Annotated in this window: 19 protein-coding genes; 4 read left to right on the top strand and 15 right to left on the bottom strand. The window is 72.0% G+C overall.

Going from position 1 to position 21,119, the window contains the following annotated elements; all coding sequences use genetic code 11:
• Positions 1 to 26: 26 nt before the first annotated feature.
• Both NE234_RS01425 and NE234_RS01420 read right to left on the bottom strand, forming a co-directional pair.
• Entirely contained in the window at positions 27 to 977 is a 951-nt protein-coding gene (locus NE234_RS01425) for an ABC transporter permease subunit (protein WP_252776079.1), read from the bottom strand.
• Positions 958 to 1,872, bottom strand: coding sequence for an ABC transporter ATP-binding protein (locus NE234_RS01420; protein WP_252776076.1), 915 nt, complete (start codon positions 1,870 to 1,872; stop codon positions 958 to 960). The genes NE234_RS01425 and NE234_RS01420 overlap by 20 nt, the downstream gene beginning before the upstream one ends.
• A gap of 256 nt (positions 1,873 to 2,128) precedes the next feature.
• Here NE234_RS01420 and NE234_RS01415 point away from each other — a divergent pair, with 256 nt between their 5' ends.
• Positions 2,129 to 3,310 carry a lipase family protein gene (locus NE234_RS01415; protein WP_252776075.1) on the top strand — a complete coding sequence of 394 codons (1,182 nt, stop codon included), beginning with the start codon at positions 2,129 to 2,131 and terminating at the stop codon, positions 3,308 to 3,310.
• 10 nt (positions 3,311 to 3,320) lie between these two features.
• Here the strand turns inward: NE234_RS01415 and NE234_RS01410 are convergent, their stop codons facing one another.
• From NE234_RS01410 to NE234_RS01375, 8 genes are all read right to left on the bottom strand, one after another.
• On the bottom strand, positions 3,321 to 3,947 hold the full coding sequence (locus NE234_RS01410) for a thymidylate synthase (protein WP_252776073.1): 627 nt from the start codon (positions 3,945 to 3,947) through the stop codon (positions 3,321 to 3,323).
• A 1-nt stretch (position 3,948) separates the two neighbouring features.
• Positions 3,949 to 4,647 carry a hypothetical protein gene (locus NE234_RS01405; RefSeq protein WP_252776071.1) on the bottom strand — a complete coding sequence of 233 codons (699 nt, stop codon included), beginning with the start codon at positions 4,645 to 4,647 and terminating at the stop codon, positions 3,949 to 3,951.
• Positions 4,648 to 4,927: 280 nt separating this feature from the next.
• Positions 4,928 to 5,911 carry a ketol-acid reductoisomerase gene (gene ilvC, locus NE234_RS01400; RefSeq protein WP_252777402.1) on the bottom strand — a complete coding sequence of 328 codons (984 nt, stop codon included), beginning with the start codon at positions 5,909 to 5,911 and terminating at the stop codon, positions 4,928 to 4,930.
• Positions 5,912 to 5,941: 30 nt separating this feature from the next.
• Positions 5,942 to 6,466 carry an acetolactate synthase small subunit gene (gene ilvN, locus NE234_RS01395; protein ID WP_252776070.1) on the bottom strand — a complete coding sequence of 175 codons (525 nt, stop codon included), beginning with the start codon at positions 6,464 to 6,466 and terminating at the stop codon, positions 5,942 to 5,944.
• A 5-nt stretch (positions 6,467 to 6,471) separates the two neighbouring features.
• Positions 6,472 to 8,316 (bottom strand): acetolactate synthase large subunit, encoded by a 1,845-nt coding sequence (locus NE234_RS01390; RefSeq protein ID WP_256528165.1) that lies wholly within the window; start codon positions 8,314 to 8,316, stop codon positions 6,472 to 6,474.
• A 238-nt stretch (positions 8,317 to 8,554) separates the two neighbouring features.
• On the bottom strand, positions 8,555 to 9,109 hold the full coding sequence (locus NE234_RS01385; protein ID WP_252776065.1) for a cysteine hydrolase family protein: 555 nt from the start codon (positions 9,107 to 9,109) through the stop codon (positions 8,555 to 8,557).
• A gap of 23 nt (positions 9,110 to 9,132) precedes the next feature.
• Complete coding sequence (locus tag NE234_RS01380; protein ID WP_252776062.1) at positions 9,133 to 10,581, bottom strand: MFS transporter; 1,449 nt, start codon at positions 10,579 to 10,581, stop codon at positions 9,133 to 9,135.
• Positions 10,578 to 11,027: a MarR family winged helix-turn-helix transcriptional regulator gene (locus NE234_RS01375; protein ID WP_252776061.1), complete on the bottom strand. Its 450-nt coding sequence runs from the start codon at positions 11,025 to 11,027 to the stop codon at positions 10,578 to 10,580. Before NE234_RS01375 ends, NE234_RS01380 begins: the two co-directional genes overlap by 4 nt.
• A 165-nt stretch (positions 11,028 to 11,192) precedes the next feature.
• On the opposite strand from NE234_RS01375, the gene NE234_RS01370 reads away from it, so the two are divergent.
• Together NE234_RS01370 and NE234_RS01365 are read left to right on the top strand one after the other, a co-directional pair.
• Positions 11,193 to 11,942: a glucose 1-dehydrogenase gene (locus NE234_RS01370; protein ID WP_252776058.1), complete on the top strand. Its 750-nt coding sequence runs from the start codon at positions 11,193 to 11,195 to the stop codon at positions 11,940 to 11,942.
• Positions 11,943 to 12,069: 127 nt separating this feature from the next.
• The gene (locus NE234_RS01365; protein WP_252776055.1) at positions 12,070 to 12,534 is read left to right on the top strand and encodes a MarR family winged helix-turn-helix transcriptional regulator; all 465 of its coding nucleotides are present in this window, start codon (positions 12,070 to 12,072) and stop codon (positions 12,532 to 12,534) included.
• Positions 12,535 to 12,549: 15 nt separating this feature from the next.
• Here the strand turns inward: NE234_RS01365 and NE234_RS01360 are convergent, their stop codons facing one another.
• Complete coding sequence (locus tag NE234_RS01360; RefSeq protein WP_252776054.1) at positions 12,550 to 13,839, bottom strand: MFS transporter; 1,290 nt, start codon at positions 13,837 to 13,839, stop codon at positions 12,550 to 12,552.
• A 118-nt stretch (positions 13,840 to 13,957) separates the two neighbouring features.
• On the opposite strand from NE234_RS01360, the gene NE234_RS01355 reads away from it, so the two are divergent.
• On the top strand, positions 13,958 to 14,890 hold the full coding sequence (locus tag NE234_RS01355) for a LysR family transcriptional regulator (protein WP_252776051.1): 933 nt from the start codon (positions 13,958 to 13,960) through the stop codon (positions 14,888 to 14,890).
• Between the two features lie 6 nt (positions 14,891 to 14,896).
• Here NE234_RS01355 and NE234_RS01350 read toward each other — a convergent pair whose 3' ends face one another.
• The 4 genes from NE234_RS01350 to NE234_RS01335 all read right to left on the bottom strand — a co-directional run bounded on the left by NE234_RS01350 (position 14,897) and on the right by NE234_RS01335 (position 21,007).
• A complete protein-coding gene (locus NE234_RS01350) occupies positions 14,897 to 15,631 on the bottom strand; it encodes a hypothetical protein (protein ID WP_252776050.1) in 735 nt (244 codons plus the stop codon).
• On the bottom strand, positions 15,532 to 16,803 hold the full coding sequence (locus NE234_RS01345; protein ID WP_252776048.1) for an N-acetylmuramoyl-L-alanine amidase: 1,272 nt from the start codon (positions 16,801 to 16,803) through the stop codon (positions 15,532 to 15,534). Before NE234_RS01345 ends, NE234_RS01350 begins: the two co-directional genes overlap by 100 nt.
• 144 nt (positions 16,804 to 16,947) lie before the next feature.
• Positions 16,948 to 19,656 (bottom strand): putative bifunctional diguanylate cyclase/phosphodiesterase, encoded by a 2,709-nt coding sequence (locus tag NE234_RS01340; RefSeq protein WP_252776046.1) that lies wholly within the window; start codon positions 19,654 to 19,656, stop codon positions 16,948 to 16,950.
• Positions 19,657 to 20,098: 442 nt separating this feature from the next.
• Complete coding sequence (locus tag NE234_RS01335) at positions 20,099 to 21,007, bottom strand: 2-hydroxyacid dehydrogenase (RefSeq protein ID WP_252776044.1); 909 nt, start codon at positions 21,005 to 21,007, stop codon at positions 20,099 to 20,101.
• Positions 21,008 to 21,119: the final 112 nt, after the last annotated feature.

The raw sequence follows: 21,119 nt of genomic DNA, 5'->3' as shown, positions 1-21,119 counted from the left end.
CGCTCGCCGGTCCCATCACGATCTCATCAGCTCACGTCGGACCGGCGGAACAGCACGACGGCCACGAGCACGCCGGCGAGGGCGGTGGCCACGAGGCCGGCGAGGCCGGCCGACGCCCCCGGCGGAGAGCCGGTCGCGGGGATGAACCGCGACCAGAAGTTGTCCGGCAGCGTGGTGACCGACCCGAGCCCGGCCGCGAAGCCCATCCACTCCTGAACCCAGGTGGCGGGCGTCCAGCGCGCGGTGCCGGGCAGCCCGGCCAGCGCCAGCGCCGTCACGAAGATCCCGGCCGTGGCGGCCATCGTGCCGATGGAGCCGCGCGTGACGACGGCGGCGAGCACCCCGATCACGGCGAACACCGCGACGACCGCCAGCGCCCGCCCGAACTGCCCTGCCGAGTGCCGCAGCTCGTCGGTCGCCGAGGCGTGCGGGGACGGCAGGTGGTACGCCCGTACGAGGATCGGGCCGGCCACGGCGAGCGCCGCCCAGCACGCCGCGATGAGGCCCGCCGCCGCCAGCCACAGGCTCACCAGCTTCGCCGCGAGAACCCGCTCGCGGCGGCCGCAGTGGGTGAGCACGGTCTTCAGGGTCCGTCCGGACCACTCCCCTCCGACATGACCGCCGGCGAGCAGTGCGACGGCCAGCACACCGGGGAGCGAGGCCATGAGCCCGGCCGCCTCCGCGCCGGCGGCGGCCGGGTCGAGCTGCGCCGCGGTCCGCTTCGCGTCTTGCAGCCGCCGAACGCGGTCGAGCGCCGCCCGCGCGCGGACGCTCACCTTCGTGGCCTCGCACGCCGGTCCCTCCGGCAGCCTCAACTCGGTGCACGAGGACGGCACGTGTCCGGCGTCGGCGGCGTTCTTCGCGGCGTTGGACGCGCCGCCCACCGCCAGCAGGACGCAGAACAGCATGACGGCGAACGCCACGCCGTACAGCAGTGGCCGGTTCAGCTTGAGCAACTCAGCGCGCAGGGGTCGCACGGTCGTCCTCCTCGGTCGCGGTAAGGGTCAGGAACGCCTCTTCCAGGCCGGGTCGTTCGACGAGGATCTCCCGGGCCCACACGCCGGCGCGGCCGAGCGCCTCGTTGACCTCACGGCCGTCGGCCTCCTCGACCAGCAGCGTCCCCGGGCCGTCGACACGGGCCGGCCGCCCCGCCAGGACCTCCCGGGCACGATCCCGATCGCCCTCGTCGAGGACGACGCGCACCCGCCGTCGTACCGTGGCCAGCTCGGCGACCGGTCCCTCCTCGACCAGGCGTCCCCGGTTCATCACCGCCACCCGGTCGCAGACCTGCTCCACCTCGGCGAGCAGGTGACTGGACAGGAACACCGTCATGCCGTCGTCGGCCAGCGCGCGCAGCAGGGCACGGAACTCCCGGATGCCGGCCGGGTCCATGCCGTTCGTCGGCTCGTCCAGCACGAGCAGCGCCGGGTCGCGCAGCAGCGCCGCCGCCAGTCCCAGCCGCTGCCGCATTCCCTGGGAGTACCCCTTGACCTTCCGGTCCGCGACGGAGGACAGGCCGACCCGGTCCAGAGCCGCCGCCACGGCGTCACGGCGTCGCGGCGGCGGCCCGTGCAGGGCGAGAACGTCGAGGGTGCGCCGTCCGGTCAGCCACGGATGGAACGCCGGCTCCTCGATCATCGCGCCGATCCGGGCCAGGCCGTCCGGATCCGGGAGCGGCCGGTCGTTCACCCAGGCCCGCCCGGCCGTCGGCGTGATGAGGCCGAGCAGCATGCGCATCGTCGTCGTCTTGCCCGAGCCGTTCGGCCCCAGGAAGCCGAAGACCTGACCGCCCCCGATCGTCAGGTCCAGCCGGTCGACCGCGACGGTGTCGCCGTACCGCTTCGTCAGTCCCTCACATCGGATCACCTGCATGGCACCGACCGTAGGGAGTCACGGCAGCGCGGTCCTCCCCCGGCGGGCTGAACCGGAGGTCGTCCAATCGACGACGGGACGGCCGGGCCGTACGTGTTCCGTCACCGCCGTGCCGCCCACCGCCGGCCGGCCGTGCGGCGTGGATCCGGGGTGGCCGGGGTCCGCCCGCCGGTCGGGCGGGTCGTCGAACGGATGAGGCGCCGATCGGCCGCCGGCACGAGGACAGACGTCCGCGCCGCTCCTAGCGTCGTCACGCATGAAACGGTTGATCTCCATCGCGGCCGCCGGAGCGATCCTGCTCACCGGGTGCTCCGGTTCCGGTACGGATCCCGACGCGGGCGAGGCGAGCCCGCACCCGCGCCCGGCCTGGGCGTTCTACCGCCCACCGGTGCCCTTGCCGCGGCGAGCGCCCGGCACCCTCATCCGCAGCGAGCCGGTCGCCGCGCCGGCGGGAGCGCGCGGCTGGCGCATCCTCTACCACTCCCGCGACACGGCGGGCCGGGACGTCGCCGTGTCCGGCTCGGTGTTCGTTCCGGGGGGCGCGCCGCCGCCCGGAGGACGGCCCGTCGTCGCGTGGGCCCATGGGACGACGGGACTGGGCGACTCCTGCGCTCCGTCCACCGACCCGGACCCGATCGGCGGGATCGAGGACGGTCGCGCGCTGCTGGCGGCGGGCGACGCGATCGTCGCGACCGACTACGAGGGCCTGGGCACCCCCGGGCCCCATCCCTACCTGGTCGGGAAGAGCGAGGCGCACTCCGTCCTGGACGCGGTCCGGGCCGCCGCCCGCCTGCCGGGCGCCGCCCTGGGCAGGTCGGTCGTGGTCTTCGGCCACTCGCAGGGGGCGCACGCGGCGCTGTTCGCCGGTGAGGTCGCCTCGTCCTACGCGCCCGGCCTCCGCCTCGTCGGCGTGGCGGCGGCGTCACCGCCCATCGACCTGCCGGCGCTGGCACGCCATGTCACGGACCTCGACTACGGCACCGGACGACTCGTCGAGGTGGCCGCCGGGTACGGCGCGGCCGACCCGTCGGCACGGCTGGAGTCGATCACGACCGCGGCCGGCCGGGCCCGGCTGGGCGTCCTGGAGAAGGGATGTGACGACGAGGTGATCGAGGCGTACTCCAAGCTGTCCGCGGGCGAGGTCTTCACCCGGGATCCGCGCACGACACCGCCCTGGTCCACCGGTCTGGCCGGCGACAGCGTCGGCGCGCTCCCCCGTGCCGTCCCCGTCCTCATCCTGCAGGGCGGACGCGACCCGATCATCCCGCCCGGGGTGACGAAGGCCGCCATGGGGCGGATGTGCGGCCGTGGCGGCGTCATCGCCTACCGGGTCTACCCGCACGCCTACCACAACGTCGTGCCCTCGGCGGCGCCGGATCTGAACGCCTGGATCAGGGCGCGCTTCCACGGCGATCCCGCGCCGGACGACTGCCGCTGACCGCGCTCGCTCAGGCGGCGCCGCGCATGGCGGTCCGGGCCAGGACGGCGGTGACGGCGCCGGTGTCGGCGATGTACACGTGCGGCACGTCGACGAAGACCCGCATCGTCCCGGCGGGGAGGCCGACCGCCCCGGCGACCTCCACCTGCACCGCGCGCAGCGGCAGGTAGTTCAGATAGCTCGTGAAGGCGTTCTGCGAGCGGAACGTCGCGGTCATCGACAGGCGCGAGGACCGTACGCGGAACGCCAGGGCGGCGAGGCACGGCACGGCGTCCTGCCGCTCGCCGGGGACCGTGAGGGAGATCCACCCGCTCTTGGTCCACGGACGGACCCGCAGCAACTCGATCACCCAGTCGATCTGGTCGACGCCGAGCAGGTCGCGCAGCCGCGCCCCGTAGCTGTACTTGAACGGCGGCACGACGTCCGTCCGGGTGAACTTGGCCGTGTAGCGGGCGACGGCCTCGGCGTCGCCGTACGCGCGGACGATCGGGTCGTCCCAGCCGAGCGTCGCTATCTCGAACAGCCGCGGCGGCGCCTCGATGACCGGGCCCCGGTCGTCCAGGCCCGCCACGCCCGTCGTCCAGACGTGCCGCATCAGGCCGATCCACGCCTCGCCGCATGTGTGCCAGCGCTCCACCTCAGGACTCCACCGACGGGAAGCCGTACGGGTTGGCCGGGCCCTGCCGCCGGCGGGCCGCGCCGAGGCGGACGTGGTAGATGAGGAACAGCAGCGTGGCGGTGACCGCGATCCAGACCGTCACGACGATCATGGTCGGCCGCGCGCCCGACAGCCCGAGCAGCCCGATCGAGATGTACGCCGCGTCGACGATCGCGAGCCCGATGGCGGTGAGGCCGGAGCTGGAGGTCGGCGCGAACGCCTCCGGGTAGGCGGGGTCGACCGGCAGGTTCGGGGCCCAGCCGACCTGGCTGAAGTGGTCGCGGAGCTCCTCGACGTAGAGCAGCCGGAAGTTGTTCACCGCCCGCGCGGTGCGCAGGTGCCGGGACGTCGCCTCGATGAGGCGGAGGTACGGCAGGACGCCCATCGCCCCGAAGATCGCCGTGAGGGCGAAGACGTACGCGGGGATGCGGTGCCAGGACGTCAGCGCGGCCGGGTCGAGGACCTTGGCGCTGGTCAGCGCGACCACCGCGGCGAACGGCGCGGCGAGCAGGCTCATCGCCAGCCGCAGCATCTTCAGCCGCTCGTCGGAGGCGGCGAGGTAGACCTGGTAGATGCCGCCGAAGTCGGTCGCCAGGAGGGGGATGAAGTCGGTCGGGTCGATCTCGGCCCGGCGTTCGTGGTGTTCGGTCTTCGAGGGTCCTAAAGATGTCTTACGCATGAGCCCGTCCCGCTCTCGCGCCTCAGGGCACGGCTCCGGGCACCCGCGGCCACCGGCGTCGAAACCGCCCATTTACCGCCGTAAGTATCCTCCTTCCCGCCGCCGGTCGGTGCCGAAATGAGGTTGAGGCGCGCCCCGAACCGGCATTCGTAGCACTGACTTACGAAGTGCTATTGACCATGCCCGAGGTTCCGGCGGTTGCCGACTTTCGCGCCCCGAACGACGTCGCCCCGGCGGTGCGGTCGCACACGCCGGGGCGAGGTTCACCCGATCCGGTGGATCAGTCCTGCAGCCAGGACATCATCGGGCGGAGCTTGGCGCCGGTCTGCTCGATCGGGGAGTTCTGCTCCTCCTCGCGGCGCTTGAGGAAGTTCGGCCGGCCGGCGTCGAACTCCTCCACGAGCTCCTTGGTGAAGGTGCCGTCCTGGATCTCCTTGAGGATCTTGCGCATCTCCTCGCGGGTCTCGTCGGTGATGATGCGCGGGCCGCGGGTGTAGTCGCCGAACTCCGCGGTGTCAGAGATCGACCAGCGCATCTTCGACAGGCCGCCCTCGTACATGAGGTCGACGATGAGCTTCATCTCGTGCAGGCACTCGAAGTAGGCGGCCTCGGGCTGGTAGCCGGCGTCAACGAGGGTCTGGAAGCCCGCCTTGATGAGCTCGGAGACACCGCCGCACAGCACGGCCTGCTCGCCGAACAGGTCGGTCTCGGTCTCCTCCTTGAAGGTCGTCTTCAGCGCGCCCGGACGGGTGCCGCCGATGGCCTTCGCGTACGAGAGGGTGAGCGGCCAGGCGTTGCCGCTGGCGTCGCGCTCGACGGCGACGAGCACCGGCACGCCGCGGCCCTCGGTGTACTGGCGGCGGACGAGGTGGCCCGGGCCCTTCGGCGCGACCATGGCCACGTCGACGCCCTCCGGCGGCTCGATGAGGCCGTAGCGGATGTTGAGTCCGTGCCCGAAGAACAGGGCGTCGCCCTCGACGAGGGACGGCGCGATCGCGTCGGCGTACACCTGCCGCTGCAGGTGGTCCGGGATCAGCACCATCGTGAGGTCGGCCTCCTCACAGGCCTCCTCGGGCGTGACGACGCGCAGGCCGTCGTTCTCGGCCTTCTCCCGGCTCTTGGAGTCCTTCGGCAGGCCGACGCGCACGTCGACGCCGGAGTCGCGGAGCGAGAGCGCGTGCGCGTGCCCCTGGCTGCCGTATCCGAGCACCGCGACGTGGCGGCCCTGGATGACGCTCAGGTCGGCGTCGTTGTCGTAGAAGATCTCAGCCACTTGATCTTGCCTCTCTAGATCTCACGCGCTGCGCTCGATGGCGCGCAACGAGCGGTCGGTGATGGAGCGGGCGCCACGGCCGATGGCCACCATGCCCGACTGCACCAGTTCCTTGATACCGAACGGCTCCAGGACCCGAATCAGAGCCTCCAGTTTGTCCCTGCTGCCGGTGGCCTCGACCGTGACCGCGTCCGTGGCCACGTCGACGACCTTCGCGCGGAAGAGCTGGACGGTCTCCAGAACCTGCGAGCGGGTCTCGGAGTCGGCGCGAACCTTGATCAGCACCAGCTCGCGCTGCACCGACGCCGAGGGGTCCAGCTCGACGATCTTAATGACGTTGACCAGCTTGTTCAGCTGCTTGGTCACCTGCTCCAGCGGGAGCTCCTCGACGTTGACGACGATCGTCATCCGGGAGATGTCCGGGTGCTCGGTCGTGCCGACGGCGAGGGAGTCGATGTTGAATCCGCGCCGGGAGAACAGCGAGGCGACCCGGGCGAGGATGCCGGGCTTGTTCTCGACCAGCACCGAAAGCGTGTGCCTGCTCATGTCAGTCAGTCACCGTTCTCCCAGTCGGGCGCCATGTCCCGGGCGATCTTGATCTCGTCGTTGCCGGTGCCGGCCGCCACCATCGGCCAGACCATCGCGTCCTGGTGGACCACGAAGTCGATCACGACCGGGACGTCGTTGATCTCCATGGCCTTGGCGATCGTGGCGTCCACGTCGGCGGCGTTGTCGCAGCGCAGCCCGACGCAGCCGTACGCCTCCGCGAGCTTGACGAAGTCGGGGATCCGGCGGGACTGCAGGTCGGTGTTGGAGTAGCGCCCGTCGTAGAACAGGGTCTGCCACTGGCGGACCATGCCGAGGTTGCCGTTGTTGATGACGGCGACCTTGACCGGGATGCCCTCGATGGCGCAGGTGGCCAGCTCCTGGTTGGTCATCTGGAAGCAGCCGTCGCCGTCGATCGCCCAGACCGGGGTGTCGGGACGGCCCTGCTTGGCCCCCATCGCGGCCGGCACGGCGAAGCCCATCGTGCCGAGACCGCCGGAGTTGATGAACGATCCGGGGTTCTCGTAGCCGATGAACTGGGCGGTCCACATCTGGTGCTGGCCCACCCCGGCGACGTACAGCGCGTCCGGGCCGACGACCTTGCCGATGCGCTCGATGACGTATTGCGGCGCCAGGCTGCCGTCCTCCGGCTGGTCGTAGCCCAGCGGATAGGTGTCGCGCCAGGCGTTCAGCTGGCGCCACCAGTCCTCGTAGTCGCCCTTGCGGCCCGCCGCGTGCTCGGCGCGCACGGCGTTGACCAGGTCGGTGAGGACGTCGCGGGCGTCGCCGACGATCGGCACGTCGGCGTGGCGGTTCTTGGAGATCTCGGCCGGGTCGATGTCGGCGTGCACGACCTTCGCGCCGGTGGCGAAGCTGTCCAGGCGGCCGGTGACCCGGTCGTCGAACCGCGCGCCCAGCGCGATCAGCAGGTCCGAGCGCTGCAGCGCGCCGACCGCGCCGACGCTGCCGTGCATGCCGGGCATGCCCATGTGCAGCGGGTGGCTGTCGGGCAGCGCGCCCTTGGCCATCAGCGTGGTCACCACCGGGGCGCCGGTCAGCTCGGCGAGGGCGCGCAGCTCGTCGGCGGCCCCTGCCTTGAGCACTCCCCCGCCGACGTACAGCACCGGGCGCTTGGCCTCGACGAGCAGGCGGGCGGCCTCGCGCACCTGCTTGGCGTGCGGCCGCGTCACGGGCCGGTAGCCGGGCAGCTGCATCGGCTGCGGCCAGGTGAAGTCGGTCTCGTTCTGCAGCGCGTCCTTGGAGATGTCGACGAGGACGGGGCCCGGCCGGCCGGTCGAGGCGATGTGGAACGCCTCGGCGATCGTACGGCCGATCTCGGACGGGTCGGTGACCAGGAAGTTGTGCTTGGTGATCGGCATCGTGATGCCGGAGATGTCCGCCTCCTGGAAGGCGTCCGTGCCGATCGCGCCGCTCGCGACCTGGCCGGTGATCGCGACGATCGGCACCGAGTCCATGTACGCGTCGGCGATCGGCGTCACGAGGTTCGTCGCCCCGGGGCCGCTGGTCGCCATGCACACGCCCACCCTGCCCGTCGCCTGCGCGTACCCCTGGGCGGCGTGGCCGGCGCCCTGCTCGTGCCGTACAAGGATGTGACGGATCTTCTGCGAGTCGAAGAGGGGGTCGTACGCGGGGAGGATGGCTCCTCCGGGGATCCCGAAGACGGTGTCGACGCCGACCTCCTCCAGGGCTCTGATGAGCGCCTGGGATCCGGTCATCCGTTCGGTCATCTGCTTCATCCTTGTGGTCTTGAGCGCTGGGCTCTGCCCCTGAGCGTGCCGGGCGGGCGGTGCCGTCCGGGACGCGGTGCGCGGGGCCGGGGTTATGGCCAACAAAAAACCCCTCGCGCCGGATGGCGGTCGAGGGGAGCGCGCAAGCGATCTACTCGGTCAGCTTGCGCGCCGACCAAGTACGAGAATCAGGTTGCGGTTCATGGTGTCAACCATGGTGGGTTTCCCGGCCCGCGTCAAATCCTTGGACGGTATGTCTCACTATACGAGATCAACACCGTGCTTCACGCACTGCGGCCGCCGGTCACGCCCAGCACGTGACCGGCGGCCTGCGGCGGCGTCACGAGAGGGCCGACACCCACTCCTCGACGGAGACCACGTCCGCCTGACGGGGGAAGACCTTCTCGGTGAGGACCCGGTGCACCTCGGGGTCGCCATCGAGGCAGCCGTCCGCGAGGACGGTGAGCCGGTAGTCGAGGTCGGCGGCCTGGCGGAGCGTCGACAGGACGACGCCGCTGGTGGCGATGCCGGCCAGGACCAGATGCTCGATCCCGCGAGCGCGCAGGACCATCTCGAGATCACTGCCGGCGAAGGCGCTGACCCGCTTCTTGGTGATCACGACGTCCTCCGGCCGCGGCGCGACGTCCGGGTGGACGGCCGCGCCGGGGTCCTCGGGCGTGAAGGCGCCCGCGGGCAGCGCCCCGAAGCTCTTGTTCCGCGCAGCCGCCTCAGGGTGGCCGAGCCGGAAGCCGATCACGACGTGCATCACAGGGATGCCGGCCGCGCGGGCCGCGTCGATCGCGCGGACCACGCGCGGCAGGTAGGCGGGGTCCGAGACGCGGCTCACGATCCCCTGCTGGACGTCCATGACGAGCAGGGCGGTGTTCTCCGTCATTTTTTCCATTTCCTGGTAGGTGATCAGGCCCGGGTCGTTCCGGGCCGGAGGGAGGTGTCGTCGTTGTCCTTGCCGATCCGGCGCAGCGAGCGGTCGGTCACGGTGACCGCCAGGAACGCGGCCCCGGCGGCGAGCATGAACCAGGCAAGGTGGTGCAGGCCGCCCGTGTCAGCGCGGTGGGAGAAGAAGGCGCCACAGGCGGCGGAGGAGACCATCGCGCCGAGGTAGGCGAAGGTGCGCAGCAGCCCGGCGGACGAGCCGATCCGCGCCGGGTCGGCCTGGTGGTACACCGAGTTCTGCAGGGCGAGGCTGTTCAGCCCCTGAGGGACGCCGCAGACGATGGCCACGGCGACGAGCAGCCACACCGCGCTTCCCCGGTGGAGCAGCAGGAGCATCGCACAGGCCGCGATCTGCCCGGTCGCGCCCACGAGGAGCTTGCCCCGGATCTCCTTGTGCCGCCCGGTCAGGGTCGAGACCAGGATGCCGGTCAGGAACAGCGGCAGCTGCGCGAGCCCGGCCTGCGACGCGGACAGCCCGCGCCCGTCCTCCAGCCACTGCGTGTAGCCGTAGGTGAAGGAGTAGGACACGACGTACGCGAGGAGCGCGCGGGCGTAGGTCAGCAGCAGGGGCACGTTGCCCCCGAGGACGCCCAGGTCGATGAACGGCTCGGCCGCGCGCGACTCCCGCAGGGCGAAACCGGCCGCCGCCACGACGGCGAGTGCCGGGAGGTACCAGTGACCGGCTCCGGGCTTCATCAGGAACAGCAGCAGCGCGACCAGCGTCACGGCGAACAGGGCCATCCCCGGCAGGTCCAGCCGCGCCGTCGGCCGCTCCCTGGTGGTCCGCTCGGGCAGGGGTGTCCTCGGCAGGCGCAGCATGCCCACGACCAGGCCGGCCGCCGCGAGCGGGATGTTGACGGCGAAGGTGGTCCGCCAGCCGCCCACTCCGATCAGCAGTCCGCCCAGGGTGGGGCCGACGACGGCGACGGTCTGGGTGCTGACCGCGATGACCGTCAGCACGCCGGCGGGGCTGCCCCTGCCGGTGCGCTCGGCCTCGCTGCGGATGAGGTACATCGCGGCGGGGTAGCCCGCGCACGTCCCGAAGCCCAGGATCACCCGCGCCACCACGAGCACGGCCAGGTTCGGGGCGAGGAGGCCGATCAGCCCCGCGACCCCCACCAGGGCGGTACCGGCGAGGAACAGCCGACGCGGCCCGTACAGGTCGATCAACCGCCCGACCATCGGCTGACCGATCGAGGTCGCGAGGTACAGGGCGGAGACCAGCCAGGCCGTCTGGGAGGGCGGCGCCCCGAACGCGGCGCCGATCGGCACCAGCGCGACCGCGACGATCGACGAGTTAATCGGGTTGAGCACCGCCCCGAGGATCATCGGGGCGAGCAGCCTGCGGTCGAAGGCCTCCTCCGCCTCGTCGCCGGCGCCGGGGCGTCCTGAGCGTTCGGCCTCGGTCGTCATCGGCGCGTCAGCCGGTCCAGCAGGGCCAGCGCCTCGATGATGGTCTGTCGTTCGTCCTCGGTGTAGTCGTCCTCGAGGGCACGGGCCAGCCACTCTTCGCCCGCGCGGCGCTTGTCCTCCAGATACGCCTGCCCGGTCTCGCTCACCGAGAGCAGTTGCCGGCGGCCGTCGCCGGGGTCGCGCCGCCGCTGGATCAGGCCGCGCTCCTCCAGCACCGCGAGCGTGGCGGCCATCGACTGCGGCCGTACGCGTTCGGCGGCGGCCAGGTCGCTCGCCGACGCCGGTCCGGTCTTGCTCAGCCTGCTCAGCGCGGACGTCTGCGACGGCGTCAGCCCTTCCGTGTCGTAGGTCTCCCGGAACCGCCGGCGCAGGCGGCCGACCACCACGCGGACCTCGCGCGCCGCGCGGACGGCCGATTCCGAGACGGCCGGATCGATCTCTGTCATACCGGCCACGGTAGAACCTTCAGTTCAAACTGTCCAGTTCAGCCTGAACAGTGTGAACTGCTCATTTCATCGCAGCGGAAATTGGTTGACACGTCACCTAATTGATCGTAATTTAGTTGAAGCTTGAACAACCCCTCCGGATTGCCAACGGAACAGGAGAGAACCATGGGACAGCTCGACGGAAAAACCGCCGTCGTCACGGGCGGCACCAGCGGCATCGGACTGGCCGCGGCCCGGCGGTTCGCCCAGGAGGGCGCCCGCGTCGTGATCACCGGACGCCGCAAGGAGGCCCTGGACGAGGCCGCCGCCGCCATCGGCGGATCGGTGACCGCGGTCCAGGCCGACAGCTCCGACCTGGCGGACCTGGACCGCCTCTACGCGACCCTCGCCGACCAGGGACTGCGCATCGACGTCCTGTTCGCCAACGCCGGCGGCGGTGAGTTCAAGACGCTCGAAGACGTCACCGAGGAGCACTTCGACGCGACGTTCGGCACCAACGTCAAGGGCGTGCTGTTCACCGTCCAGAAGGCGCTCCCGCTGCTGAACGACGGCGCGTCGGTCATCCTGACCGGCTCCATCGCGGGGACGAAGGGCAACGAGGCGTTCGGCGTCTACGGTGCTTCCAAGGCGGCGATCCGCTCCTTCGCCCGCACCTGGGCCAACGAGCTCAAGGGCCGGGGCATCCGCGTCAACTCCATCGCGCCTGGACCGATCGCGACCCCCGGCGTCGACGGGCTCGCCCGCGGCGACGAGCAGGCCGCGCAACTCCGGGACCAGCTGGCGAGCACCGTGCCGCTGGGCCGCATGGGCCGGCCGGAGGAGGTCGCCTCCACGGCCGTCTTCCTCGCCTCGTCCGAGAGCAGCTTCATCACCGGCATCGAGCTCTTCGTCGACGGCGGCGCCGTCCAGGTCTGACCCCCATGGCCGGGCCGGCCGGACTCCGGCCCGCCCGGCCCGGTCATCCGACCTCTCGCGCGGGCCGATGTGGCGGTTCGTCCCGGAATCAAAGCGTGACGCGTCAACTTTCCCGTACGGTGGTCTCATGAGCGCGGAGACCCGTTGGCTGACGGCGACCGAGGAACGGGCGTGGCGCGGCCTGTTGAGGATGAGCGATCTGCTGGTCAACCGGGCCGGGCATTCGATGCAGGCCGGGTTCGGGCTGTCCGCCACCGACTACACGGTGCTGGCCGAGCTGACCCGGACGCCCGACGGCCGGCTGCGCATCCAGGAGCTGTCTCGCGTCCTGGGCTGGGAGAAGAGCCGCGTGTCACACCACCTCGCGCGCATGGTGAAACGCGGCCTGGTCGCCCGCGAGGAGTGCGCGGACGACCGGCGCGGGGCGTACGTCGTGGTCACCGCCGCGGGCCGGGAGGCCATCACGGCCGCCGCACCGCGGCATGTGGAGGACGTCCGGCGCTTCTTCCTCGACCACCTCACGCCCGGCCAGATCACCCTGCTGGCGGAGATCGCCGACCTGATCATCGAGAGGAACGCCGAGGACCGCTGAGGGCCGCGGGCCCGGTCAGGCGGATCCGACGTCGGCCGCCTCCGGGGCCGTGTCCGCGACATCCGCCGGGCCGTGCTCCTCCCCGCCGCGGGGCGCGTCGTCCCCCGTACGCCACGGCAGGAGGAACGACGTCGCGATCAGCAGGACCCCGGCGACGGCGATGGCGGTACGGGCGCTGGTGAGGCCCGCCAGGGCACCCCACAGGGCCGTCGCCCCGGCGATGGACGTGCGGGAGCCGACCCTCCAGGTGGTGAGGACCCGGGCCACCTTGTCGTCGGCGGTCCGTTCGAGGCGGCGCGTGGCCATGACGGGGTTGTAGACCCCCATGCACGTGATGATCCCCAACTCGGTCGCCATCACGACGAGGAGGCCGGCCGTGCCCCGCCCCGTGAAGGCGAGCCCGGCGAGCCACAGGACCCGCCCGACGCCGAACCCGAGCAGGATCCTCCGCTGCCCGTACCGGCGGGTCAGGGGGGCGGACAGTCTCGCGCCCAGGATGCCGCCCAGGCAGGGCACCCCGAACGCGAGCCCGTACTGCAGCGTGCTGAATCCGAGGTCGTGCAGCATAAGGTAGATCAGCAGCGGGGACGTCGCCATGATCAGCCCCCCGACCAGCACGCCGTTGGCGAACAGCAGGCGCAGCTCCCGGTCGGCGGCGATCGCCCGCCAGCCCTCGCCGATCTCGGCGAGTCGCGACCCGCTCTCCGACCGGACGGGAGGCGCCGGCTCCGTCCGCGCGATGGCGCGGATGCCCAGCGCGGACAGCAGGTAGCTGACCGCGTCGAGGAGGATCGTCACGACGGGCCCGAGCGCCCCGATGAGCGCTCCGCCCGCCGGCGGGCCGATGGCCGTCGAGACCCAGGTCACGGTCTCGAAGCGGCGGTTGGCCTCCAGCAGGTGGGGTCGGCCCACCAGCGACTTGAGGTTCGCGCCGGCGGCCGCGGTGAAGACGATGTCGGCCACGGCGACGACCACGGTCACGACGATCAACTGCAGGTAGGACAGCGTCCCCGTCGCGTACGCGATCGGCACGCTGAGCATCGCGAGGAAGCGCAGCAGGTCGGCGCGGATCATCAGCCGCCGCTTCGGCCGGTACTCCACCCACGGGCCGAGCGGGAGGGCGAGTGCCGCCGCGGCCACCGCGCCGGCCGCGGCGAGGAGGGACACCTGCGCGGCGCTCGCGTGGACGACCCGCACCGCGAGGATCGGGAGGGCGTCGAACGCGAGCCACGTGCCCAGCGTGCTGACCGCGAAGGCGCGCCACAGCCACGCGAAGTCCCGTCCCAGCCCCTCACCCCGTGCCATCCCGCGCTCCCCTCTCCGCAGACCGCCCGTCGACCGTCAGCGATCCAACACCCGTCGGCGGCCCGGCCACAAACAACCGGGCGGGCGGCCCCACAACCGCCGGTTGTACGCTCCGCTGGTGAACCTCGAAGCGGTCCGGGCGTTCGTCCTCATCGCCGAGTACGGCCGGTTCCAGGACGCGGCCGCCGAGCTCCGCGTCAGCCAGCAGGCCGTGTCCAAGCGGATCGCCGCGCTGGAGCGGTACCTCGGCGTTCCCCTGTTCACGCGGGGCGGACACGGAGCGGAGCTGACCCTGGACGGCCGGGCCTTCCTGCCGCACGCCAAGGCGGTGCTCCTGGCGGTGCGCGGCGCCGTGGAGTCCGTCCGGCCGGGCCGCCGCGCGCTCCGCGTCGACGTTCTCGAACGGCGCCTGGCCTCGGCCGACATCGTGCTGGACTTCCACCGGCGGCACCCGGAGGTGGAGATCGACCTCGTCGGTCTCGGGGGCGCGCAGGCCGCCTTCGGCGCGCTGCTCGACGGCACGATCGACGCGGCCTTCTGCTGTGTCCGCGACCCCCGCGCTCTGCCGGCCACGATCTCCCATCGGCGCGTGTACGACGAGCCGCTGGAGCTCCTGGTGGGGCACCGGAACCCGCTCGCCACCGCCGCCGAGATCCGCCTGGTCGACCTCGCGGCGCACCGGGTGTGGGTGCCCGGCATCGTCGTCGGCACCGAATGGGGCGACTACTACGAGGCGATGGCCGAGGACTTCCGGCTCCGCATCGACGCGACCGGGCCCGACTTCGGGATGGAGCACCTGCTCGACACGATCACCGACTCGGCGACCCTGACGACCTTCATCGGCCCCCGGATGCGCATCGCGTGGTCCGCGCGGCCCGGGCTGCGGCGGATCCCGATCCGCCGCCCGGCGCCCATCTATCCGTGGTCGCTCGCGTGGCACTCGGTCAATCGCCACCCCGCGCTGGGAACGCTGCGCGACCACCTGCGGGACGCGGCCGCGCCCACCCCCGGGCCCGAAGAGGGCTGGACCCCGGAGTGGGCGCGGATCTGAGGCTCGTTACCGGACCGGCTTCAGGTCCACGTCGTCGGCCTTGACGAAGTAGACCCGGTGGCCGAACTGGATCTCGTAGTACTTCAGCTCGCCCCTGACGACCGTCGAGCCCGCCCGGTCGTAGGTGTTGGAGTAGTAGTACTCCCCGCGCTCGGAGCCGACGACGGCGTACGCCTGGCCCGCGGCGAAGGTGTACTGCATGGGCGTGAGGCTCTGGACCGGCACGCCGGCCGGGTAGGCCGCCGGCTCCGGGTAGGCGCGGCCGTAGACCGGAACCGACGTCGCGCCCGGTTTGGCCACGGCGACCAGGCCGTGGACGCCGACGGCCGTCCGCTGCTTCGGCGGGTTGTGGAACCACGCCTTCTGGCCGAGGTACCAGATCGCCGTCCAGTCGCCCTGCCGGTCCGCGACGGCGAACTTCTGGCCGGTGGCCGCGCGGGCGCTGTGGTCGTACACGCTCATCGTCGCGGTCCCGCCGGTCGTCGGGTGCTTGCCGATGTCCTTGACCAGCGGCGCGTCGTCACGGTGCTCGGTGCGCAGCATGATCGAGCCGCCGCCGTGCGGCGGGCACGGCGCCGACGGGTTCTTGTCGTCGCAGCCGGTGTAGGGGACGACGTTCTCGTCGTAGTCGGGGAGGATCATCACCTCGCCGGAGTTCTTGCCGGCGGTGGCGTGCAGCGGCCGGTGCAGCAGGTCGAAGTAGTGCGCCCAGTCCCAGTACGGGCCCGGGTCCTCGTGCATGCCGGACACGCCGCCGGGGTGGTCCCCGGAACGTTGTCGTGGCCGAGGATGTGCGCCCGGTCCAGCGGGATCTGGAACCTCCGGGCGAGGTAGCGCACCAGCTCCGACGAGCTGCGGTACATCGCCTCGGTGTACCAGGTGCCGCCCTGGGCCAGGAAGCCCTCGTGCTCGACGCCGATGGACTTGGCGTTGATGTACCAGTTGCCGGCGTGCCAGCCGACGTCCTTGGCCTTGAGGTGCTGGGCGACGTGCCCGTCGGCGGACCGGATGGTGTAGTTCCAGCCCAGGTAGGTCGGGTCCTTCACCAGGTTGATGCTGGTGTCGTAGGAACCCTCGGTGTCGTGGATGACGATGTAGTCGATCTTCTGGCTCGTCGGCCGGTCGCCCAGGTCGTGGTTGCCGTAGTTCGTCTGGTCGTTCGGGTCGAGGAGCTGGTACGGCGCGGGGACCCACTCGCAGCCGAGGTCCTTCGGGCACTCGGTCTCGGGGTCGTTGGCGGCCTTCGACGGGTTCCGTACGGCCGGGTCGGCGGCCAGGGTGACCCGCTGCCCGTCGTCGGTGGTCCGCGAGGCGCCCGTACGGATCAGGTCGTAGACCTGGCCGGCGAACCAGTCGCCGCCGCCGTACCGGACGGTGGCCGCGTACCAGGCGGCCGGGTCGGCGCTCGGCGACGCGCCCGAGTCCTGCTGGTAGCGCGCGAGCAGCGCGGCACCGCCCCGGATGTTGGCGGCGGGGTCGGTGCGCAGCTCGCTCGGCGCGTCACCGGTGATGCGGGCCGCGTCCTGCAGCGTCTGCTCGGTCCGCTCGGTCTGCTTCGCGGAGGTCGCCGGGGCCGTGGGGTGCAGGGCCGGGCGCGCCGTGTCGCCGCGAGGGTCCTCCTGACCGCCGGCGAGGTGCTCACCGGCCGGGATGAGCGTGCCGTCGACGAGGTGCATCGGCCCGAAGCCGCCGCTCATGCTCGGCCGCCCCTGGTTGGCGTCCCAGCGGGACTCCAGGTACGACACGGCGAGCAGCAGGTTCTCGGGGACGTGGTAGGCCTGTGCCGCCTGGGCGTAGACCTGCTGGCGGGTGGTGGGGGAAGGACGTGCGTGTTGCTGGGCGTGGGCCTGTCCGGTGCCAAGACCGGCCAGGACCACGGTCGCCGCGACGAGGGTACGACCTCGCAGGCTCATCGGCAGCCTCCGCGCTACGGGGTGAAGTCGCGGTAACGATCGCAGAGGACCCGAGCGGAGACAAGATCTTTCCAGAACCGTGATCAAAAGGAAGGATTTCTACCAACGCGGGTACGACGCGGTGGCGCACGGGGTGATCGGCGATCAACCTGCGGAAAGGGCGGAGCCGTGGAGCGGGATGGACGCCTCGCCGCGCGGGTTGGTCCGCACGAGCGCCTCGACCCCCTGGGCCGCCATCGGGCGGGCGACCAGGAATCCCTGACCGCGCGGGCAGCCCATCTCCTTGAGGAGCACGAGTTGCTCGGGCCGCTCGATCCCCTCGGCCACGACGCTCAGCCCGAGGTCGCGGCCGACCCGGACGATCGTGCGGGTCAGCAGCGTCAGGGTCTCGTCCCGGCCGAGGCCGGCGACGAACGACGGGTCGATCTTGATCACGTCGACCGGCAGTTGCCGGAGGAACGCCAGGGAGGCGTAGCCGGTGCCGAAGTCGTCGATGGCGAGCCGCACGCCGAGGTCGCGCAGCGCGGACAGCCGGGCGATCAGCTCGTCGCCGCCGTCGACGAGGACCTCCTCCTCGACCTCAAGGGTGAGCATCCCGGGGCACAGGCCGCTGTCGTCGAGCGCGGTCGCCACCGACTCGACGAACCGCGGCGCGGCGATCTCCCGCGGCCGGAGGTTGATCGACAGTCCGATGTCCCAGCCGGACGCCCGCCAGCGGGCCACCTGGGAGCACGCCTCGCGCAGCACCCAGTTGCCGAGCGGGATCATCAGGCCCGACTCCTCGGCGGTGCCGATGAACTCCTCGGGCGGCACGAACTCCCCGTCCCGCCACCAGCGCACCAGCGCCTCGACGCCCGTGACCCGCGACGTGGAGAGCTCGACGACCGGCTGGAACTCCACCGTGAACCGCTGCTCGGTGAGGGCGCGCTGCAGCTCGCCGCCGAGCTCGAGCCGGCGTACGACGTCGGCGTGCATCTTGGCGGCGAACACCTCGACCCGTCCTCCGCCGAGGTCCTTGGCGCGGGACAGCGCGACATCGGCGTTGCGGATGAGCTCCAGCCCGCCGATGTCGTCCTCGGTGAAGGCGACGCCGACGCTCGCGGTCAGCACGATGCTGCGGTCGCCGACGCGGTACGGCTCGCCCGCCAGCGTCCGCACGAGCCGCTCACCGAGGTCGACGACGGCCTGGACCTCGGTGGCGTCCTCCACGAGCACGGCGAACTCGTCGCTCCCCCAGCGGGCGACCGTGTCGTCGGCCGGGACTCCGGCCCGCAGGCGGCGGGCGGCCTGCGCCAGCACCTGGTCACCGCCGGCGTGGCCGATCGAGTCGTTCACGGCGGTGAAGCCGTCGAGGTCGACGAAGATGACCGCGACCGTGCCGTGGGACCGCTCCACGACCTCGCGGGCGCGTTCTTCGAAGTAGGCGCGGTTCGGCAGGCCGGTGAGCCCGTCGTGGAACGTCAGGTGGGTGACCTGCCGCTGCAGCGCGGCCTGCTCGCTGAAGTCCCGTACGGTGACCAGGAGCCGGTCCGCGGCCCCGCCGCCCGAGGAGCCGTACCGGCAGATCGTGCTCTCGGTGGGCAGCCAGGTGCCGTCGGGGGCGCGGACGCGGCACGCGAGGCGGGCGACGTCGTCGCCCTTCTCCCGGAGCAGCCGGCGCACCGCTCCGATGACCTTCGGCAGGTCCTCGGGGTGGATGAGCTCGGTCACCGAGCGGCCGAGCAGCTCATCGGCGGCGTAGTGGTACGACGGCTGGGCGCCGGCGCTGACGTACTCGATGACGCCGCCGAGGTCGCAGATGACCACGACGTCGTTGATGCTCTCGGTCAGCGCGCGGAAGTGCTTCTCGCTGGTCCGCGCGGCGCGCCGCAGCCGGTCGTTGTCGTGGACGAGCTCGCCGAGGCGGGCCAGGACGACGAGGACGGCGGAGCCGGCGATGATCGGGACCACCGGCCGCAGGCCCTGCGCGCCGGTCAGCGTGTGCCCGGCCACGAAGATCGCCGCGGCGGCGGCCGTGGCGGTCGGCGCGATGCCGGGCCCGACCAGCCGTCGCCGCGTCGCGTCGCCGTGCCACCGGCGCAGGACCCACGGGGCCGCGCCGAGGAGGAGCAGCCCGGCCAGGTGCGCCAGGTCGGCGGCGGTGTCGTACGGTCCGCGACCGTTGAGCCGGCCCACGACGTACAGGACGTCGGCCGCGGTGAGGACGGCGAGCGCGCAGTAGGCGACGATGGCGGAGCGGCGGTACCCGCGCACCGTGCCGACCGCCATCGGCAGCAGCCCGCAGAGCAGCACGGCGTCGAGCAGGGGGTACCGCAGCTCGATGAGGAAGTCCGCCCAGCCCTCCCCGGACAGCCGGTACAGGTGGTCGAACACGGCCACCCAGGCGACGACGAACAGGGCGCAGGCGCAGACGTACGTGTCGGCGAGGTAGCGCAGCCAGGGACGGGCGCTGCGCGGCAGGCCGATGGGCATGACGAAGCCCGCCGTCATCGCGCCGAGGGCGATCAGGAAGAACAGGTCGGCCGGGGAGACCGCCACCGCGGACCGGCTGAAGACGATCCGGGAGATCGCCTGGACCGCCGCACCGGCGGACCAGGCCATTCCGGCGACGCCGAACCAGCGCCAGGTGTCCCGGCCGACCTTGCCGGCGGGGGTCTGCGGTGTCCGCCGCATGGCGAACAGCAGAGAGGTCGACGCGGTCGCCGCGGCCCAGGCGGTGAGCCAGGCCCGGTCGATCCCCCGCCCGGACAGGAACGCGACCGCGTGGATGACGGCGAGCGCGAGCATGGGGTAGAACGGCCGCGCGGCCGCCGGTATCCCCCAGCGCCGCCGCTCGGTCCGCTCGCCGGTCATCACTTACTCGCTCTCTAAGTCTTGATCAGATTCTTCCGGAGCACCGGGTGCGCCGGGTGCCGAACGCATGACTTTTCGGGTGACGACTCGTGGCCGTCTCCGGTGCGGCGTATACCTGCCTGTCGAATGCCGTGTCATCCGGTAAGGGTGATGACCCGCGAACGGGACGTCACCGATGTGGGTCGCACCGGACGCGGACGTGCCGGGGTCTCCGGCGGCGCCCGCGCGGCGGTCACTCTGGTCAGCCTCGATGCTCAATGTACGGTCCGTAGGTCACGGAGCGATTGAGGCTGGGCGTCCACCCGGCGACAACTCGCGACGTTGCGTAATCGGACACTGAGCGCTTCAGGCCGCTTTCTCGGCGCGACCACCCGAATCGGCAAAGCGCCGGTCCGCGCTCGGTTCGAAACGGCAAAAGCCCGGAAGGGCAGCCTTTACGGAATCAGTAGGCCCCGGTGATGACGTTTTGTAGGGTTTCGGACCGTACGTAACGTTCGAGCTGTCGGCGGACGAGGTCGACGGCGCGCCGCCGCGACGCCGGCGTCGAGCCTCCGACGTGCGGGGTGATGAAGACCCCCGGCGCGGACCAGAGGGGGTGACCGGCGGGCAGAGGCTCCGGGTCGGTGACGTCCAGCACGGCGCGCAGCCGCCCCCGGGACAGCTCCGCGACCAGCGCCTCGGTGTCCACCACCGCGCCCCGGGCGGCGTTCACCAGCAGGGCGCCGTCCTTCATCCGCGCGAGGAAGCCGGCGTCGACCAGGCCGGTCGTCTCCTCGGTGAACGGCACGATCAGCACCACGACGTCGGCCCGGGGCAGCAACTCCGGCAGCGCGTCCACCGGGTGGACGCCGTCCCGCGCCGACCGCGCCACCCGGACGACCTCGGTCTCGAACGGGAGCAGGCGCCGCTCGATCGCCGCGCCCACCGAGCCGTACCCGACGATCAGCACGGTGCGGTCGGCGAGCGCGTCGGTCATGTGCCAGTCCCAGCGGCCCTCCCGCTGGGCGTCGGCGAAGCGCGGGAAGTCGTGCTGCGCGGCGAGGATCGCCCCGACCGTCCACTCCGCGGTGCTCGCGTCGTGCACTCCCCGGCCGTTGCAGAGCACGGCGCCCGGCGGGACGTGCGGCAGGAAGGCGTCCACGCCCGCCACCTGCAGCTGGAGGACCTTCAGGCCGCGCATCCGGTCCAGGATCGCGCGGCTCTGCGGCGTCGGGACGAACGGCGGGACGTAGAACTCCACCTCGGCCGGATCGCCGGGAAGATCGTCTCCTCCCGGGTAGACCTCGGGCTCCGCTCCGGCGATGCCCGCCAGCGCCTCCGCCATCTCCTTGTCCGGAACCCAGACTTTCATCCTGCCGCCTCCCTGAACGCCCAGACCGATCGTAGAGGCCGCTCCGGCGGAGCCGGATCCGGGCCGCCCCACCCGACGGCGGGAGTTCCGGCCCCGAACCCGCAGGGCCGGC

This window comes from Actinoallomurus rhizosphaericola, from assembly GCF_024055675.1.
GTDB lineage: Bacteria > Actinomycetota > Actinomycetes > Streptosporangiales > Streptosporangiaceae > Actinoallomurus > Actinoallomurus soli.
Note: the sequence above shows the minus strand (reverse complement) of the source record. Positions and strands in the feature narration are given on the sequence as shown.

Excerpts from the sequence above, each read along its gene's own strand:
- NE234_RS01420 (WP_252776076.1), bottom strand. The coding sequence starts at position 1,872 with ATGCAGGTGATCCGATGTGAGGGACTGACGAAGCGGTACGGCGACACC.
- NE234_RS01415 (WP_252776075.1), top strand. The coding sequence starts at position 2,129 with ATGAAACGGTTGATCTCCATCGCGGCCGCCGGAGCGATCCTGCTCACC.
- NE234_RS01405 (WP_252776071.1), bottom strand. The coding sequence starts at position 4,647 with ATGCGTAAGACATCTTTAGGACCCTCGAAGACCGAACACCACGAACGC.
- ilvN (WP_252776070.1), bottom strand. The coding sequence starts at position 6,466 with ATGAGCAGGCACACGCTTTCGGTGCTGGTCGAGAACAAGCCCGGCATC.
- NE234_RS01385 (WP_252776065.1), bottom strand. The coding sequence starts at position 9,109 with ATGACGGAGAACACCGCCCTGCTCGTCATGGACGTCCAGCAGGGGATC.
- NE234_RS01380 (WP_252776062.1), bottom strand. The coding sequence starts at position 10,581 with ATGACGACCGAGGCCGAACGCTCAGGACGCCCCGGCGCCGGCGACGAG.
- NE234_RS01375 (WP_252776061.1), bottom strand. The coding sequence starts at position 11,027 with ATGACAGAGATCGATCCGGCCGTCTCGGAATCGGCCGTCCGCGCGGCG.
- NE234_RS01370 (WP_252776058.1), top strand. The coding sequence starts at position 11,193 with ATGGGACAGCTCGACGGAAAAACCGCCGTCGTCACGGGCGGCACCAGC.
- NE234_RS01365 (WP_252776055.1), top strand. The coding sequence starts at position 12,070 with ATGAGCGCGGAGACCCGTTGGCTGACGGCGACCGAGGAACGGGCGTGG.
- NE234_RS01360 (WP_252776054.1), bottom strand. The coding sequence starts at position 13,839 with ATGGCACGGGGTGAGGGGCTGGGACGGGACTTCGCGTGGCTGTGGCGC.
- NE234_RS01350 (WP_252776050.1), bottom strand. The coding sequence starts at position 15,631 with ATGCACGAGGACCCGGGCCCGTACTGGGACTGGGCGCACTACTTCGAC.
- NE234_RS01345 (WP_252776048.1), bottom strand. The coding sequence starts at position 16,803 with ATGAGCCTGCGAGGTCGTACCCTCGTCGCGGCGACCGTGGTCCTGGCC.
- NE234_RS01340 (WP_252776046.1), bottom strand. The coding sequence starts at position 19,656 with ATGACCGGCGAGCGGACCGAGCGGCGGCGCTGGGGGATACCGGCGGCC.
- NE234_RS01335 (WP_252776044.1), bottom strand. The coding sequence starts at position 21,007 with ATGAAAGTCTGGGTTCCGGACAAGGAGATGGCGGAGGCGCTGGCGGGC.